Here is a 14438-nt window from a genome sequence, read left to right as displayed (position 1 = left end):
ACAGCTAGGGTCTGATCAGGGCTGGGCTAGATCAGGGAATTGGGATTTGATTGCTTGCAGGCGGTCTTCTTTGTTGCCGCCAAAGTTGCCCTTACCTGCAGGTGGCTTGCCGCCAGTGTGGCTGCCGTTAGGTGCGCCGCCGCCATTTGCACCGGAGCTTTTGAGTATCTGGTCTTTGTAGGGATATTGATCGACAAGGGCTTCGAGCGCTTCGTCGAAGTCCGCCACCTCGCCTGGGCGGGCGCGACTGAAAATCTTGTTGCCGGCCTGGTCGTAGGCGACCACCTTGCCCTCTTCGATCTTGAACGCCTGACCGAAGCGGGCCTGAACCAGGTCACCTGGAATCGCGAACTTCTCCGAGATCAGTTTCGACCGACTGAAGCTGCCTCCGATGAGTTCGCCATGCAGTTGGCCTTGCAGTTTTTCCAAGTCGCCTTGCAACGTCTTCTCGCGCTCTGCGGCCGCTTTGGCAGCTGCTGCAACTTGCTCTTCAGCAGCGCGCTTGGCGGCAGACTTGATCTCTTCGACCTTGCCGGCAGTGACCAGATCACCCTCCTTGAGGTTCTTGACGGTCTCCAGCGCTTTGATCGCGGCCTCGGCATCCTCGATACCTTCGAACAGCTTGGCGCGGGCCTCAGCTGCCTCTTTGGCCTCGCGATGCCCCTGGGCCTCACGGTTCAATGCCGAGATTTTGATAACGGCAGCAGCAGCGTCGAATGGAGCCTCTTTGCCGTCATCGTGAACATAGACCGGCTGGCCGTTCTGTAGGACCACATTGCCGTTGTCGTCAAGTTTGAGCTTCATGGATCGTTCTCCGGGCATCCGCCCATTGGCAGGCCTTCCGGCCCAATTGCGCCCCGTCCATCCGAACCGCAGGCAAAAAAAAGCCCCAGCGAATGCCGGGGCCTTGTGTAAAACATGATTCAGCTGGATTTTTCTTGCTCAGCTAGGAGGCTTTCCCGTCCGTAGGCAAACATTACAAGCGCTTGGTACATAGCGGTGTTGTTACCCTCCTCACTCCAATAGGTGTAACCCACGTACTGGTACTTGCCAATGTCTATAACTGCCTCGAAATCGTCGACATGTGGGTTCAGAGCGTCACCCTGAAGGATGATGTCTCTTCCCTGTAGTGCCTTGACATCGCCCTTTATGTAACGTCGCAAGAAGTCAGCGTTCTCTTGATGGCTCATCGTGTGTCCTTGCACCGGTTATGATCAAGCCAATACATCAGGATTTCTGGGCAGCCGCAAGTTTCAACCTGTCATGAAGTTCGTCGAGGATTAGGAACTTGCCCTTGTCGTTGTAGAAATCATCCAGTTTCAGCTTGCCCTGACGCATCAGCCGAGCCCGCTCAGGACCGAGGATCTCGTCCTGCCGCGCTGCCGACTGCTGTGCGAGCCACGCGGCGTAAGTCGTGGACTGCGGCACCTGGCCGTCCATACTGGCCCGCGTGGCGCTGTCGCTGAATCCAAGCCTTGATGCACTCTTCAGGATCGGCAGCTTTGTCGACCGGCAGCAGAAGTGAATCCGTCCAGGCCCGGCCAGCCATGGGATCTTGTGCCCGATCGGCTTGTAGGTTCCCAAGCTGTACGGCAGACGGTCCCTGATGCGGCAATCGGTCGATGTGCGCGTGTCCAGCGTGCTGAGCCATTCAACATGGCTGATGATGTCGCTGTTGGCCTCGTAGGCGGCGTCACTGGCCGTTTCAGCAGTGTGCGATATGGCGGACCTGACGACCGCCTCAACCTCGCGCCTGGACTTCTGCAGGATGCCATCGGCGTAGTTCTGTGCCCGGGTACCCATGACGGTGCGGACGATATCGGCAGTCGTGCGCCCCTCAACCACGCCAGCGCGGACGGCATCGCGAACGGCAGCGGCGCGGGTCGCCTCAATGCCGGCCATCCACTCCCTGAGCAGACGCCCTTGGAATGGCCTGGCCTGAGCTATTGCTTTGACCCGGCTGAACACTGGCGCAACGACGGGGAAAGCCTCCTGCACCACCGCAGGCAGAACTGCTCGCAGCGCGCCCTGCTGGAAGGCGAGTTCGTAGCTGATCAGGCTGTCGCTGGCCTGGTCCAGCGCCTGGTGGATCTCGACGAACGTGGCCTGGTTAAGGCGAAGTACTTCAGCCAGCGCCCTATCCACTGCCGGCGCAGATAGATCGGTACCGAGATTGTCGATCGCCTCAATCAGCGCAGCCCGCAGCTCGGCGTCCTTGCTGTTCAGGATCTTGATGATCGCTCTGACCTGGCCATTGCTCAGCCTGGAAAGGTCAACCTCATGCCCGATCAGCTCATCCAGCAACCTCTCGTTGGCCGTCTTCATCACAGCGCACCGAGCGCGGGACCTTGGCCCTCGATTTTCTCGAGCTCTTCGGGCCAGTTGTATTCGTCACTGATCACGCCGCGGCGCTGCATCTCGGTGAACAGCGTTTCCTTGGAGATCATGCCAGCGTTAGCCATGGCCACCAGGGTCGGAAGCGACACCTCCGGCATGTAGTCCACGTCGAAGTTGCCGCGCATCTCGACCGCACCACCCTCACCGAGGCCGCGATACTCGGCCATGTACTGCAGCAGCTGCGCCAGGCAGTCGCCGAAGTGGTTCGCCATGCGCGCCAGCGGGGAAAGCTCTTGCGCAGCCTCCTCTTCGGCTTGGGTGGCAGTCTTGGTCGCAGCCTTTTCAGGAGTCAGCAGCTTGGCCCCGGCCATGCGCATCTCGCCTATCAGGTCCTGCAGCGCTGTCCGGCCAGCTTCTACAGCCTGCCCAGTGTGCTCGACGTACTTTAGGTCGCCGGTGGATGGCAGATCGGTTAGAGAACCGGTGCCGACCTTGAACTCTGGCGGCACCGGCTGGCCCTGGTCGTTGAACATCGGCTGCACGCCGATCCGTACCAGAATCGGCACGCGGATTACATGCAGGATGTTGTCCTGGTCGCTCTGGCTCTGCCAGTGCTTGACGTTGAGGTGAGCCAGTTCCAGCAGGGGCGGCTTGGCAGTCATGAAGCCAGTTCGCCCGGTGTAGAACGTCACCCAAGGGATTCTGGTCAGGCTGTTGGTGCCCTCGTCATGCAGCGCCCATGCACCGCCCTTCTCGGCACGGCGGTAGGTCCGCCACTTGCCTGGCTCCAACACGCGGACCTGCTCGACGCACTTGGCGCCGAAGTCGCCGTCTTCCTCCTCGACCACTTCGATATAGCGGATCATGGTGAGCACCCCGCCCGTGGAGCGCCAGCCCAGAACCTGTTCAGGCTTCACAAGGACGACGTAGGGTCGCACACCGGCAGCCTGCTCATCTGCTTGGGTGCGAACACCCTCAGCAGGCGGGTGATCAACGAACGCATGGCACACACCATGGCTCAGGCCTTCGCGGAAGAACTCCACCGACCAGGAGTTGAGGTCGTTACCGGCCATGTCGATGTCCTTGGCCATCACCTGGATAGCTTCAGGCACATCGTCACCGACCTGCAGCGGCTCGGCGAACACCCGGGAGGTCATATTGCCAACCGTCTCGGAATAGGCCGGCAGCAGTGTCGAGAGGCGCAGACGCTCCTTGTAGGAATCGCCATCCTCGGCCGGATACTGCGGCAACAGGGTCTTGCCCGCCGATCGCATGGCCATCGTTCCGCCCATGAGCGGCGTGATAACGGCCCAGTAGGCGCGCATGGCGTCGACCGCGGGCAGCGTGATGCTTGGGTTATCGCTCATGGTCACATTCTCAGGGATTGGGTCGTCGTCATCGGTTTGGAAATCGGGAACAGGAACGCTAGTGGATAGCCGCCTGCGTCGTTCAGGTGGTCCACGCCGCTGGATTTGTCCGGCATACCGTTCTTGTCGTATGCCTGCTGTTCCAGGCCGTCGGTGAGGTGCGGGCACCTGTTCGTGTTGATCTTCAGTCGTCGTTCGCCTTGCCCATTGAGGATCAGGGAATTCACGGCGTTCACTCGGTCGGCGATGGCGGGGTTCGTGCTGTTCACGCGAATGGAGAAGCCCGCCTGCTGCAGGATGCTCAAATCCGACTCGCTGGCGTTCTTGCTGCTGGAGTTGGCGCCCGAGGCATCCGGGAATATCTGGATCGGGTGGCCCTTGCTCGCGTACTGGCGCTTGAGCAGGTCGGCCATGTACGGCGTGTCACGCCCATCGGTGACTTCGGCCACGGCAATCGGCCAGCCGCCCCGGAGCACATACACCACGGCGCTCATCTTCAGCCGGTTAAAGTCCATGCCGATCAACAGCGGCTCCCGCTCCCGCTCAACCTCGTTGCTGTGATTCAGCCTACGGTCGAAGTCGGGATAGACGGCGCCGGAAGTGAGGTTGACGAACTGGCCACGCAAATAAGCCCTGATCAGCTGCGGCGGATAGGAGTCCTCCAGGGACGAGATATAGTCGTCCGGCAGGTTCGCCTCATTGTCATAGGTGCTGGCCTGGACCAGGCCGTACAGCGTCTTCAGCTCTGGCTTTTCGCTGATCTGCTTCACGAACTGCTGGTAGGTGAACTTGAACCCTTCAGGTGTCGTGGCAACATCTACGCCGTTCTTCAGCCCATGCACCTTGTAACGCATCCGCGCGATGATCTTCCGCCAGGCCTGCTCAGCCTTGAGCTTGGCCATTACATCCAGCTCGTCGACCAGGGCGTGGCCGATCTTGAAGCCGACGATGGTCGCGGGCTTCTCCATCGACCGGCAGATCACGGTGCTGCGGTACTGACCGCCGCTGTAGAAGTCGACCTCTTTGTCCGACTCCTTGATCTTGATGCGCAGCCCCCAGTCGAAGGCTACCTCTTCGATCGTTGGGAAGAAGATGTCCCGGATCTGCGGGTACGTTGGCGCAAAGTAGCCGGCGTTGATCCGGGGCCATTCCCAAACGTGCTGGCAGAGCCCAGAGCAACCTACCCAAGTCTTCCCTGAGCCGAACCCTGCAACGAAGCCGCGGAACTTGTGAGGCATGGCAAGAAACTGCGCCTGGGGCACATTAAGCGTCGGCATCCCGCTTCCTCGCGTCGACCACCTCTACTCGTACAGAGGTTGGTGATACTGAATTCAATGAGTCGTCGACCTTGGCGGCCCGGTTCACGTACACGTCTCCGACCTCCTTGGCGGCCTGCTCAAGGATTTGAAGGGTCAGGCCGTAGTTGCGCATCCCTTCAACCTTTTCGACCAGCCTGCTCAGTGTGCGGAGGCGGTAGGCGCGGTTAGCGATCGGGATGTCAGCGGTCTCCTCGCGGAAACGCTTCCGGGTGTCTTCGAACAGGGTAACCCAGCGCTTGGCCAGGTTGCGCCCCTGCCGCTTTGTGGGGTCATGGCTTTCCGCCGTCTGGCGGCTGATCTCAATACCAAATTCTTTGTTGACGGCCTCTGCCACCTGAGACGGTGTATCGAAGCAGGCCAACGCCTGAACGATGAAGGCCTTCACCTCGTTGCTCAGGGCTGCCATAGATTGTTTTCCGTCAAGCGCCTGTCAAACATCAAGCCGACTTAAGCAGGCAGGTTCCACAGGCCCTCGCAATGTTGATCTTGGCCACCTCAGGCGGCCGGCTTGCAGCGTCAATCAGCTGCTGTACGTCTTCCCCTGCCCCATAGCGACGAACCACACCGACGAACTCTTCAACGTCGTGTCCACGCATCTGTAGCTTGGGGAGACCTTCTTGGGTGAACTTGGGCGCGCCGTACTGATCGGTAGCCTGGGCGATGTGGTAGAGCTCGTGGTCGACCAGGGCGCAGAACTCGGCATCGGTGCATTGGGCGCAGTAGTCAGCGGCCAGGGTGATCAGGTAGTTCGGCACTTCGCCAAACCAGTCCCGCATCTGCTGCTCTTGGCGAGCCTTCTGCCAGCCGCCAGCGCGGAACATGACCTGCTCCGCCTGACCCAGCACCACCCTTCCCTGCTTGCCGAATCCAGAGGATGCCCAGAGCACGCCGATGTTAGCGTCGATCAGGTGGGCGTGGTCTTCGTTGTGGATGCTACCGGTGGTGGAGAGGATCTCGGCCTCAAGCCAACTCCATACCTCAGGGGCTGGAGCCAGTCGAATACCAAAGCCGGATAGTTCGGACAACTCAGTCAGTGACAATGGAGGGAACGGCCTATCCATGGGTCACCTTGTTCTCGAAATGGTGGTGTATTGCAGGTACGGCAGGAGTTGATTCGATGCTGGAGGCAGTGCTTCGCCTGAAGTCTGAAGCTCAGCGCAGGCTAGGCATGATCATTGATTAATGCGACCTACCACGCGGCGCTCTCATTCAAGTGCTCGCATGACAGACCGACTTTTCTAGCTTTGAGTATCATGCACAGTGACCCTCACTCCCGTGGCCACAATCTCGAACTCAGTCTCAGAAATCTTTTTCACGTCACCGCCGAATTGCATTTCGAAATGCTTCAGGCCTTCATGTCGAACCATTCCGTGTGATGAGCGCTCAACCGTCTCGTCCTGATAAATATTAATCACGTACTCCACGTTATCTGTGCCCACACCCATGATCTTTCCAACATATTTATCTGCCATGTCCGTACTCCTTGCGTGAAGCCTCAAAGTAGCTGGTGCAGACATATCATTCCACTACCTTGAACGGTTTAGATCACCATGATGCTGGTCTGTGCATATGCATGCCCGTGCAGGAGGCTCACGATTAGTCCTTGGGGAAGGCCAGCAGCCTTCGCAGCATCGATCGCTTTGGCAATGGTGCTATCCAGGTCCACGACAACCTCTTTGATAGCATTGCTCAGCGGCAGAGCGTGGTGAATACGCGTGACGTTAGTCATGGGCTCTCCTCACTCTCAGATTGCATACCTTCTGTCGGCTCACTCTGAGCTTCCTGGCAGCCATCCAAATGAGTGGCTAATAGTTAAATCTCTGCCTGGGGAGGCACAAAAAATGCAACCAAGATTCGTTATCGTTCCAGCTGTTCCAATAGCAACGGAGTCGTTTCATTCGGGTGGGCGTTACTACGCCACTACTCTGTCGGGCGGCTTTGATATTTACGATAACCAGGAAAAAATGCGACTCAAACTAAGTTACACGAGCAAAGGCCTGGCGGGTGCAGCATGTGCGAAGATGAACTTGGAGTCGGGCTGCCCCACTGAGCTAATCCCCCGATTGAGGAATGAGTGACCCGCCACGAAACGGCGCACCTTGAATTTGTGGCGCGGATTACGGCTCGGGATTACGCCCCGGCAGCTTGAACCCAGTGAAGCGGTCTGCGTAGGCGCGGATCTTGTCCACGCCTAACAGGCCAATCATCCCGCCGACAATTCCGGCGGCAGACTGGGGTATGCCCAGCAGCTCAAGCCCGGAAAGCATCGCCAGGGTGATGCAGCCACACAGCAGGCTTTCGAGGAAGGCCGCCTTTTTGGTGCCGCCGCCATAAATAATTCGCAGTGCCGAGATCGACACGGCCAGGCCGGCCGCATAGAGCGCGGGTGCATGCTGGCTGAGCCAGGCAAATACGATAAGCCAGGTGTCTGGTTTGTCTGGCATATGGTTCATTCCGGTTCCTCCCTTTCGGGGAGCGAGTTTGATTCGGCCCCAGCAGCACTCCCAGCTCGGAGCGATGGGTGTGGCGGAGCCGAAAACGAAAAAGCCCCGACAAATTCCGAGGCTCAATAGAGGAAGACGACTACATGCTATCGTTCAATTTCCACACCAAACGAACCATGGAGCATCAGGGATGAAGGTAAACGTTAAGTGTAAGAGTTGCGGCAGTGACAAGTTCCAGATTCCGCCCAGGCCAAACAACAACTCGAAGGTTACATGCGGCAAGTGCGGCGCCGTCGAGACCTACGGAAACATCATGAAGGCTGTTGGTGACAAGGTCACCGAAGACCTGAAGCGGGAATTCGGGAAGCTGTTCAAGTGACCACATGGCATCATTCAGTGGGCGTAGCAGGGCTTAACCGCCCTCTACGCTCACGTCGAGATCGAGCTTTTCCATAAGATCTCCTGAAACGGAAAAGTCCAGGCCTATACCTGGGCCTCGGGGTGATTTGCGTGTCTTCCCACGCCGCCCGCCAAAGACCATCACGACGCTGGCACCCTACTGTACCAGTCTCGCCGATCCAGCCTCGCACCACCCATGAAGCGTACGGAGCATGGGCGCGCGGGCTGCCGGTGTTATTCCGTAGCACTGTACTACCGGCTTATCAGTGTCCAGGCCTCCCGAAGGCTACCCTGGCTGCAGGTAAGATAGAGGGCACAAAAAAGCCCGCACTGAGCAGGCCTTCAGAATATTTAGAAGAATCAGGCGCCCGATTCAGGGTCGCTCGCGGGTACGCCGCGTGGTTCTTTAGCGTCATCGCCCTGATCGTTCATCTGCGGATCGACGCCTGGGGTACCACCACTCCCTGATTCCGGATGCTCGCTTGATACCGAGTTGTTGGCTTCCACGTCAGAAAGCTCTTCCTCGACAGGTGCTTCATCATCCGGAGGTAGAGGGACCTCAGATTCTTCACGTCGAGGGTCATGACCGGTTTCGTTATCCGTCGCACGGGTCACGACCTGCTGCGATCTGTTACCAGGTGCATTCTCGTCAATTTCCATGCTAGCTCTCCGCTCTCATGCGCGGGACACCCACGCTTAAAACTGAGAGGCGATAAAGCAGTGGGAAGTGCCGGGTATTGGACGAACGGACGCCAACAAAAAACCCGGCGCAAATGCCGGGTTCTTCACATCAACGCCTGTCATCCGATAATGGCGTTTGTTCATCCGCCTCAGGCGTTACTCTTTCAGCAGGGTCGTCCCAATCTACTGGACGCTCCTTATCAGGGGTTTTCAACGGATCGTATTTGTTTGGATCATTAGGATCCAGCCTCGGTTCATCTGTGCCTGGCTCAGGCTTGGATGGAGTCGAGCCCTGCGCTTGGTCTTCAAAACTCGAATCGGTAGACATACGCACCTCACCAATGAGGTCCAGCTTATCTGGGCCGTAATCATTTGAAGCTCTCGGATTCGCTGAGTGCATTCGAGTAGATGAGCGGCAATAAAAAACCCGACGCGATGGCCGGGCTCTTTTGCGATCTTCGCCAAAGGCGAAATTATCACGATGGGGAAACTATGCCACCACACGTGCGGGAACGCAATAGGCCCTCAAGCGGCCTCCTTCATTTCGTACAAAACAGCCCCAATTGGTGACAGAGCCTTCTTGTCGATGTCCTCGCAGACCTCGAAGCAGATCTCCACAAAAGGCTCCCAGTCCCTGGCCCATGCACACGATGGCAGGCTCACGCCGTAGACATCATCGATCCACTTTTTGAACCACTCAGGGCTTGCGAAGGGATCTTCACAGGAAGACTGCCCGCCCTGGTGCATGCGGCGGTACCGGAACATGACACCTTTGGCCACGTATTCGCACCGCTCACGTTTCGCCGCCGTCATCCGACCAGATCTTGCCAGCGCGTTATTAAACACAACCTCTTCAGCGGTCTCGCGATCGTCGTCACTGCAGGCCGGTGCGTACATGAAGTTGCCGAAGGCGCGAACCTGGCTGTGCAGCTTGCCGATCGCCGACTGTACCCGCCCTGCCAGCGCCTGGTGCACTGCATTACTCGCACTGCGCTGCTTTTCAGTGGTCTGCACCATGGCGCCCAGTAGGCCCAGTTGCTCTATGAAGGCGCCTTGGCTATCCCAGGCCGTGTACAGGCAGTCATGCCATGCTTGGCGTGCACTGTTCAGTTGCATGGGCCGCCCTCCTCGCGCTTGCGCCTCATTGCGATCAGCTGGCCGCGTCCGAGGCACCAGGTGGATGAAATAACCATAATCAGCAGCAACATGCCGGCCGTATCAATGATGCTCCATGTCATGCTGCAGCCTCCTTCAGCTGTTTGATCTTTGCCCGGTACTCGGCCTTGATGGCCTTCAGGTCTTCGATGGTGTACTTGCTGGCCTGATGAGGCCCTTCCAGCCAGGCCACCCGGTCGGCACCGATGCGCTGTACCAGCCGGATGCGGTACTCGACCGCGTTACCGGACAGGTTGCGATTGCACTTCACGCATTGGCGGTGCACGTTGAGCTGCTCGAAGCGCAGTTCCGGGCAGGCGCCAACAGAGCGGTAATGGCCGGCGTCCCAGCGGCTGCCGGTGATCAGGTCGTGATCGCTGGGCAGTGAGTCGCAGCTGATGCATGGCCGGTGCTGGTCGCGCAGGCGGATGTAGGTGTTGAACTCGGTCTGCGCCTCGCGCATGTAGTCGCCGCGGGTCTTGAGCTTCTCCTTGCGAACCTTGATCTCGCGGCGCTTGCGCTGGTCGATGGCCTTTCGGGCTTTGTCGTGATTCGCCGGCGCCATGGCCAGGGCACACTTCACGCTGCAGGCTTTCTGCGTCGACAACGATGGCCGGAACTTCCCGCCGCAAGCCTTGCAGGTCTTCTGCTTCACTTCCTTGAGGGCAGTTCGCGTCATGCAGCCCTCCCGCGGCGCTCGCCGTAGATCGCCATCATCAGGTCCTCTGGATGCGGCAGGAGCAGCTGTAAGCTCTCGGCGCAGTAAGCGTCCAGCAGCTCGAGGTATTGGGTCATCTGCTGGGTGCTGAACTTACGAGTCTTGGCTCGACCAACGCGGTACCGGGTGCCGTCGGGTAGCTCCACCGGGTGAACCTCGGCCGGCCACAGCTTGGCAACCAGGATCTCGTGCCATTCCTCGCCACTCGCCACCTGGCCGTAGGAGTCGCGCAGATGATCTTGAATCAGGCCGTTCCACATCCACAGCAGACGGTTCTGGGCGTCGCTGCGCTTGTTCCGAACCTCGACAATGGTCAGGCGACGCGGCTTGGCTAGGTCCAGGCCGGTGAGGTATCTGATCAGGCGGGCGCGGTCTTGCTCAGTACGGAGCATCAGGTCAGCCATGGGATGCCTCCTTAGCCATGGCCTCATCAACGACAGCATCCGCAATTGCCGAAAACAAAGGCATCCGGCCCTCTTGCCAAATCGCCAAAGACGAACCGGTTCCGATGGGACTGCGCACGAAGCGCCAGCGTTGAGCGTCTTTGCGAAGCGCCTCGTTCTCGGCCTCAAGCAGCTCGAGCTCGGCAAGCAGTTCCAGAGCAACCTCCTCCACCGTTGACTCGCCCAAGAACTCGTCGAGCGCGTCAGTGTGCACCTGCAGGTCCTGGTCGCCGGCCCCCCAGGCGCCTACCACTGCCCACAGCAGGGGCTGCAATCTCTCCTTGTCGATGGGCATCAGAACCCCTCCTTGCCGCGCTGAGACTCCCAATTGAACGGGAGCACAATCACACCACCCTCGCGGAGGCGGTCGGCAGATCGCTCTCCCATCGCCGAAGGGAGCTCGCGAACATCCAGGTTGGAAATCACGATGGTCGGCAGCATCCGCTCGTAGCGGCCGTTGATGATCGAGAACAGGCGGCTCAGCTCGAAGTCGCTTGGTGCCTCCTTGCTGGCACCGACTTCGTCCAGCACAAGCAACGTGGGGCGCACCAGCGCGTCGAGGATGCTGCCTTCGGTCTGGCTGGAACTGCCGTCGAAGGTTGCACGGATGGACTGCAGAATTCCGCCCAGTGTGCGGTAGGCAGCGGTGTGCTCGGTGGCGGACATGACGGCCTGGGCCATGGAAACGCCGAGGTGAGTCTTCCCGGTACCGGGGTGACCGACCAGAATCATGCAGCGCCCAGCCGCAAGGTTCTGCTCGAACTGCTCGACGTACTGTCGACACTTCATCAAGGCCTTGGCCTGGCCCGGGTTCACAGCCTGATAGCTGTCGAAGGTCTTGCCCTTGAAGCGCTTGGGCACCAGCGCATCACCGAGCTTCCAGGCCAGCTCGTGGCGCTGACGCTCGACAGCTTCCGCCTTCTCCTTCGCGACCAGAGCAGCCTTGCAGTGCGGGCATGGCGAACGGAACGTGCGGCTCAGCACCCGGGCAACAGTGGCCTGGTACTCGCCGTGCTCCTCGCAGACAGCGATCGATGCGACTTGAGGGCTAGCCATGCTGGACAAGTGAACCACTTTCTCAGAACGCATAGGTGCCATCCTCCCGCGGGATCAGCCCGGCGGTGTAGTCACGCTCAGCGAAACCGTGGTGACGACTGGTTGGCAGATGGTGGACGTTTGCTGGCACCGGCAACTCATCCTCCCAGCGCTTGCCGTTTAGCCAGGTAGCCGGGTGCGGAATGAACTGGCCGCCATCCTTCGTCCAATCAGCAGACACACTCCAGGCAGCCAACGCGGCGGCCATGCGGTCGAACAGCGCCGAGTGGACCTTTAGCTTGGCCCAGGCCTTCTGCGCATTCGCCTTACCCACCTTCCGCGGGTAGAGCTTCCAGAACCGATCGAACAAGTCCTCCGGCGACTCGCTCGACGGAGTGAGGGAATCAGGAATCAGGTTAAGGGAATCAAGAGAGAGGGAATCAGCAGGGAAAGAACTGTTCTCGCCCGGTGCTTGTCCGGTGCTTTCACCATGCTCACCCTGAACAGGTTGATGCTGGCCTTCTGCTGGAATGGTGCTTGCCGCCTCTTTTACGTGGGGGTTCTGGTGCTTGGACCAGTTCACCACCTGGATTGCCTTGACGCCCGAGGTTTCGTAGCGGCGAATGAAGCCCTTCAGCTCCAGCGCATCAAGCATGCCGTCGATATCGATATTGTCTGCCGGAAACAGAGCCATCTTCAGGCGCTTTGGACGATCTTCCAGGCGCCCTTCCCGGTCGGCTTCGGTCCACATGCCGATGAACAGGAGGCGCGCGGCGAAGTCCAGGTCTGCCAGGTCTTCGTTGGAGAAGAAGCCCGGTTTGATATTTCTCGATCTGGCCATCATTGGGCCTCCAGGTTGTACTGAGCCCACAGGCCGGCCACCCAGGTGACGCCCTTCGGGGTAAATTTGGTTTGGTTGAATGCATGGCCGCCGTCAGTAGTGCCGGTCTTGATATCGAACCGGCCGGCGTCGATGTGCTGCTGGTACGCCTGCCACTCCCCGCCCATGCGGTACATGATCTTCTTGTCGAGCAGGAACTCGCGGAAGCGGGCCTCATTTGCCCGCAGCAGCTTGGCGGTCTGGCGAAAGCCCTTCAGGCCTGTGGCGTCCACATAACGATCGACGAACTCAACTTTGGGCGCCGCAACGGCTAGGGCCTGGTTGGCGGCCTGCTGCAGCTCGTACTGCTCAGCCCAGGCGCGGGCGGCGGCTGCCGGGCTGGAGAAGTCGGGCAGTGTCGCAATCACCCGGGCGCCACCCTCTTCCAGTTCGCGCCAGCGCCTGATGACAGCCATGCGCATGATTGCGCTGTAGCCGGTCAGCAGGCATTCCGTGTGCTCGCGGTCGAGCAGGTATTCGGTCTGGCTTCGGTTCTGCCCGTCTAAGTAGGTGCATCCAAAGTTGGATGGATCTTCCTGAAGATCGGCAAGCATGCGCTCGATGTCGCGCTTGACGTGGAAGTGCTGCTTGCCAGTCAGATCGGCGATTTCCCGAGACGACATCGTGCGCGCCACGTTTTCATGGTTTGCAAATCGTGGCGCGGGCTTGCTCAAGGTATTGCTTGAAAGGGTTTGGCTCTGCATAATCAGCCTCACATTGTGTTATCGAATCAGCCGACCTCGACCGTCGGCTTTTTTGTGCCTGTCGGGTCCGCATACCTACTAGTGGGTTTGCGAAGGGCCCGATTTGGAGGGTCACGGTTAGCTCAATCTGGAAAACGGGCTAAAAACGTCTGCCCTCCTCCCTCTGTTTTCCGCGCATGCGCGGAAAGTCAGGCGACCTTCACCGAGGCATCCATCACATCCAGGCTTTGGCGGACGTGGTCGATCTCCTGGCGGATCAGGGCCTTCTCAAATTGGTTGACGTGGTTGTCTTGCAGGGCCTGGTGCACAGCGATTGTCAGATCAGCCACCTCTTTGCCAACGCTGATCAGTGATGCGGTCAGCGCCTGTGGCGCCGGAGAAACCTTTGCTACCAGGTCAAAGCCGAATTCATTGGCCAACGCCGCCAACGGCCGCATGTCGCCGGAATGCAACAGAATCCCGAACAGATGTTCGACGGTCAGGTGGTGAGCATCGTTGTCAGGGTTCGCGCGCTGCAGCAGGCTCACATGGGGAACGCCCATCTTTGCCGCCAGCGTCTTGGCCTCGTTGTCCAGAACAGCGCTCTGGCAGGCCCGCAGAAAATCTTCCATTCGTAAAACCTCAAATTTGTTTCCGTGGTGCCCTGCCAGAGCCTGGGCGATCATTTGCTCGGCGGACCGCTCCGACAGTCAGTTGCGTCAAGCTGCGGATCTCTTGGGGCGCGCCGGGATCGGGCGAATCTCGCTTGCCTCAAGATGGCCGTCAGCAAAAATGGTGATTTCAATGCTTCTTCCGGACCGGACCATTTGCGAAATTGCGCTTTGGTTCACGCCGAGAGCAGCAGCAAGCACGGCCTGGGTGCCGTGCTCTTCTAGGTATTTGCTCAAAGGAATTTTTTTCATGGAATTTCCACGGCTCGTTATCTGTCATGGATAGTAGCAGTGCTGCTTTTTATC

General features: G+C 59.1%; 23 protein-coding genes. 2 read left to right on the top strand and 21 right to left on the bottom strand.

The window, feature by feature from the left end; genetic code table 11:
- Window positions 1-15: 15 nt before the first annotated feature.
- The 9 genes from BV82_RS13365 to BV82_RS13325 form a co-directional block, all read right to left on the bottom strand.
- A complete protein-coding gene (locus BV82_RS13365; protein ID WP_036995747.1) occupies window positions 16-804 on the bottom strand; it encodes a DUF6651 domain-containing protein in 789 nt (262 codons plus the stop codon).
- Between the two features lie 119 nt (window positions 805-923).
- Complete coding sequence (locus BV82_RS13360) at window positions 924-1190, bottom strand: hypothetical protein (RefSeq protein WP_036995748.1); 267 nt, start codon at window positions 1188-1190, stop codon at window positions 924-926.
- A gap of 37 nt (window positions 1191-1227) precedes the next feature.
- Complete coding sequence (locus BV82_RS13355; RefSeq protein WP_036995750.1) at window positions 1228-2325, bottom strand: hypothetical protein; 1098 nt, start codon at window positions 2323-2325, stop codon at window positions 1228-1230.
- Complete coding sequence (locus BV82_RS13350; RefSeq protein ID WP_036995751.1) at window positions 2325-3704, bottom strand: DUF4055 domain-containing protein; 1380 nt, start codon at window positions 3702-3704, stop codon at window positions 2325-2327. The genes BV82_RS13355 and BV82_RS13350 overlap by 1 nt, the downstream gene beginning before the upstream one ends.
- Before the next feature lie 2 nt (window positions 3705-3706).
- Window positions 3707-4981, bottom strand: a complete 1275-nt coding sequence (locus BV82_RS13345; protein WP_036995752.1) for a terminase large subunit domain-containing protein — start codon at window positions 4979-4981, stop codon at window positions 3707-3709.
- On the bottom strand, window positions 4968-5429 hold the full coding sequence (locus BV82_RS13340; protein WP_036995754.1) for a DUF2280 domain-containing protein: 462 nt from the start codon (window positions 5427-5429) through the stop codon (window positions 4968-4970). Before BV82_RS13340 ends, BV82_RS13345 begins: the two co-directional genes overlap by 14 nt.
- Before the next feature lie 31 nt (window positions 5430-5460).
- A complete protein-coding gene (locus tag BV82_RS13335) occupies window positions 5461-6084 on the bottom strand; it encodes a putative metallopeptidase (RefSeq protein ID WP_036995755.1) in 624 nt (207 codons plus the stop codon).
- 177 nt (window positions 6085-6261) lie between these two features.
- A complete protein-coding gene (locus BV82_RS13330; RefSeq protein ID WP_036995756.1) occupies window positions 6262-6495 on the bottom strand; it encodes a hypothetical protein in 234 nt (77 codons plus the stop codon).
- A gap of 68 nt (window positions 6496-6563) precedes the next feature.
- A complete protein-coding gene (locus BV82_RS13325) occupies window positions 6564-6752 on the bottom strand; it encodes a hypothetical protein (RefSeq protein ID WP_036995757.1) in 189 nt (62 codons plus the stop codon).
- A gap of 112 nt (window positions 6753-6864) precedes the next feature.
- Here BV82_RS13325 and BV82_RS26405 point away from each other — a divergent pair, with 112 nt between their 5' ends.
- Window positions 6865-7101: a hypothetical protein gene (locus tag BV82_RS26405; RefSeq protein WP_081839662.1), complete on the top strand. Its 237-nt coding sequence runs from the start codon at window positions 6865-6867 to the stop codon at window positions 7099-7101.
- A 39-nt stretch (window positions 7102-7140) separates the two neighbouring features.
- Here BV82_RS26405 and BV82_RS13320 read toward each other — a convergent pair whose 3' ends face one another.
- Complete coding sequence (locus BV82_RS13320) at window positions 7141-7476, bottom strand: phage holin, lambda family (RefSeq protein ID WP_036995758.1); 336 nt, start codon at window positions 7474-7476, stop codon at window positions 7141-7143.
- Between the two features lie 181 nt (window positions 7477-7657).
- On the opposite strand from BV82_RS13320, the gene BV82_RS13315 reads away from it, so the two are divergent.
- Window positions 7658-7846 (top strand): ECs_2282 family putative zinc-binding protein, encoded by a 189-nt coding sequence (locus BV82_RS13315; RefSeq protein WP_036995759.1) that lies wholly within the window; start codon window positions 7658-7660, stop codon window positions 7844-7846.
- A gap of 380 nt (window positions 7847-8226) precedes the next feature.
- On the opposite strand, the gene BV82_RS13310 is transcribed toward BV82_RS13315, so the two are convergent.
- The 11 genes from BV82_RS13310 to BV82_RS13265 all read right to left on the bottom strand — a co-directional run bounded on the left by BV82_RS13310 (window position 8227) and on the right by BV82_RS13265 (window position 14384).
- A complete protein-coding gene (locus BV82_RS13310) occupies window positions 8227-8526 on the bottom strand; it encodes a hypothetical protein (protein WP_081839663.1) in 300 nt (99 codons plus the stop codon).
- Between the two features lie 546 nt (window positions 8527-9072).
- Window positions 9073-9663: a hypothetical protein gene (locus BV82_RS13305; RefSeq protein WP_036995761.1), complete on the bottom strand. Its 591-nt coding sequence runs from the start codon at window positions 9661-9663 to the stop codon at window positions 9073-9075.
- Window positions 9654-9785, bottom strand: a complete 132-nt coding sequence (locus BV82_RS26530) for a hypothetical protein (protein WP_275959746.1) — start codon at window positions 9783-9785, stop codon at window positions 9654-9656. The genes BV82_RS13305 and BV82_RS26530 overlap by 10 nt, the downstream gene beginning before the upstream one ends.
- Window positions 9782-10381 (bottom strand): recombination protein NinG, encoded by a 600-nt coding sequence (locus BV82_RS13300; RefSeq protein WP_036995762.1) that lies wholly within the window; start codon window positions 10379-10381, stop codon window positions 9782-9784. Before BV82_RS13300 ends, BV82_RS26530 begins: the two co-directional genes overlap by 4 nt.
- Complete coding sequence (locus BV82_RS13295; protein ID WP_036995764.1) at window positions 10378-10824, bottom strand: recombination protein NinB; 447 nt, start codon at window positions 10822-10824, stop codon at window positions 10378-10380. The genes BV82_RS13300 and BV82_RS13295 overlap by 4 nt, the downstream gene beginning before the upstream one ends.
- Window positions 10817-11158, bottom strand: a complete 342-nt coding sequence (locus BV82_RS13290) for a hypothetical protein (RefSeq protein ID WP_036995765.1) — start codon at window positions 11156-11158, stop codon at window positions 10817-10819. The genes BV82_RS13295 and BV82_RS13290 overlap by 8 nt, the downstream gene beginning before the upstream one ends.
- Complete coding sequence (locus tag BV82_RS13285; RefSeq protein ID WP_036995766.1) at window positions 11158-11952, bottom strand: ATP-binding protein; 795 nt, start codon at window positions 11950-11952, stop codon at window positions 11158-11160. The genes BV82_RS13290 and BV82_RS13285 overlap by 1 nt, the downstream gene beginning before the upstream one ends.
- Entirely contained in the window at window positions 11942-12739 is a 798-nt protein-coding gene (locus BV82_RS13280; protein ID WP_036995930.1) for a hypothetical protein, read from the bottom strand. Before BV82_RS13280 ends, BV82_RS13285 begins: the two co-directional genes overlap by 11 nt.
- A complete protein-coding gene (locus tag BV82_RS13275; RefSeq protein ID WP_036995767.1) occupies window positions 12739-13482 on the bottom strand; it encodes a phage antirepressor KilAC domain-containing protein in 744 nt (247 codons plus the stop codon). Before BV82_RS13275 ends, BV82_RS13280 begins: the two co-directional genes overlap by 1 nt.
- 188 nt (window positions 13483-13670) lie before the next feature.
- Window positions 13671-14093, bottom strand: a complete 423-nt coding sequence (locus BV82_RS13270; RefSeq protein ID WP_036995769.1) for a phage regulatory CII family protein — start codon at window positions 14091-14093, stop codon at window positions 13671-13673.
- Window positions 14094-14180: 87 nt separating this feature from the next.
- Entirely contained in the window at window positions 14181-14384 is a 204-nt protein-coding gene (locus BV82_RS13265) for a Cro/CI family transcriptional regulator (RefSeq protein ID WP_036995770.1), read from the bottom strand.
- Between the last annotated feature and the right edge of the window lie 54 nt (window positions 14385-14438).

Source organism: Pseudomonas donghuensis (assembly GCF_000696345.2).
Lineage (GTDB): Bacteria > Pseudomonadota > Gammaproteobacteria > Pseudomonadales > Pseudomonadaceae > Aquipseudomonas > Aquipseudomonas donghuensis.
The sequence above is the reverse complement of the archived record's forward strand: the minus strand, read 5'-3'. Positions and strand labels throughout refer to the sequence as shown.

Excerpts from the sequence above, each read along its gene's own strand:
- BV82_RS13330 (WP_036995756.1), bottom strand. The coding sequence starts at position 6,495 with ATGGCAGATAAATATGTTGGAAAGATCATGGGTGTGGGCACAGATAAC.
- BV82_RS26530 (WP_275959746.1), bottom strand. The coding sequence starts at position 9,785 with ATGACATGGAGCATCATTGATACGGCCGGCATGTTGCTGCTGATTATG.
- BV82_RS13325 (WP_036995757.1), bottom strand. The coding sequence starts at position 6,752 with ATGACTAACGTCACGCGTATTCACCACGCTCTGCCGCTGAGCAATGCT.
- BV82_RS13265 (WP_036995770.1), bottom strand. The coding sequence starts at position 14,384 with ATGAAAAAAATTCCTTTGAGCAAATACCTAGAAGAGCACGGCACCCAG.
- BV82_RS13360 (WP_036995748.1), bottom strand. The coding sequence starts at position 1,190 with ATGAGCCATCAAGAGAACGCTGACTTCTTGCGACGTTACATAAAGGGC.
- BV82_RS13350 (WP_036995751.1), bottom strand. The coding sequence starts at position 3,704 with ATGAGCGATAACCCAAGCATCACGCTGCCCGCGGTCGACGCCATGCGC.
- BV82_RS13300 (WP_036995762.1), bottom strand. The coding sequence starts at position 10,381 with ATGACGCGAACTGCCCTCAAGGAAGTGAAGCAGAAGACCTGCAAGGCT.
- BV82_RS13345 (WP_036995752.1), bottom strand. The coding sequence starts at position 4,981 with ATGCCGACGCTTAATGTGCCCCAGGCGCAGTTTCTTGCCATGCCTCAC.
- BV82_RS13310 (WP_081839663.1), bottom strand. The coding sequence starts at position 8,526 with ATGGAAATTGACGAGAATGCACCTGGTAACAGATCGCAGCAGGTCGTG.
- BV82_RS13275 (WP_036995767.1), bottom strand. The coding sequence starts at position 13,482 with ATGCAGAGCCAAACCCTTTCAAGCAATACCTTGAGCAAGCCCGCGCCA.
- BV82_RS13290 (WP_036995765.1), bottom strand. The coding sequence starts at position 11,158 with ATGCCCATCGACAAGGAGAGATTGCAGCCCCTGCTGTGGGCAGTGGTA.
- BV82_RS13270 (WP_036995769.1), bottom strand. The coding sequence starts at position 14,093 with ATGGAAGATTTTCTGCGGGCCTGCCAGAGCGCTGTTCTGGACAACGAG.
- BV82_RS13340 (WP_036995754.1), bottom strand. The coding sequence starts at position 5,429 with ATGGCAGCCCTGAGCAACGAGGTGAAGGCCTTCATCGTTCAGGCGTTG.
- BV82_RS13280 (WP_036995930.1), bottom strand. The coding sequence starts at position 12,739 with ATGGCCAGATCGAGAAATATCAAACCGGGCTTCTTCTCCAACGAAGAC.
- BV82_RS13305 (WP_036995761.1), bottom strand. The coding sequence starts at position 9,663 with ATGCAACTGAACAGTGCACGCCAAGCATGGCATGACTGCCTGTACACG.
- BV82_RS13320 (WP_036995758.1), bottom strand. The coding sequence starts at position 7,476 with ATGAACCATATGCCAGACAAACCAGACACCTGGCTTATCGTATTTGCC.
- BV82_RS13315 (WP_036995759.1), top strand. The coding sequence starts at position 7,658 with ATGAAGGTAAACGTTAAGTGTAAGAGTTGCGGCAGTGACAAGTTCCAG.
- BV82_RS13365 (WP_036995747.1), bottom strand. The coding sequence starts at position 804 with ATGAAGCTCAAACTTGACGACAACGGCAATGTGGTCCTACAGAACGGC.
- BV82_RS13295 (WP_036995764.1), bottom strand. The coding sequence starts at position 10,824 with ATGGCTGACCTGATGCTCCGTACTGAGCAAGACCGCGCCCGCCTGATC.
- BV82_RS13335 (WP_036995755.1), bottom strand. The coding sequence starts at position 6,084 with ATGGATAGGCCGTTCCCTCCATTGTCACTGACTGAGTTGTCCGAACTA.
- BV82_RS13355 (WP_036995750.1), bottom strand. The coding sequence starts at position 2,325 with ATGAAGACGGCCAACGAGAGGTTGCTGGATGAGCTGATCGGGCATGAG.
- BV82_RS26405 (WP_081839662.1), top strand. The coding sequence starts at position 6,865 with ATGCAACCAAGATTCGTTATCGTTCCAGCTGTTCCAATAGCAACGGAG.
- BV82_RS13285 (WP_036995766.1), bottom strand. The coding sequence starts at position 11,952 with ATGCGTTCTGAGAAAGTGGTTCACTTGTCCAGCATGGCTAGCCCTCAA.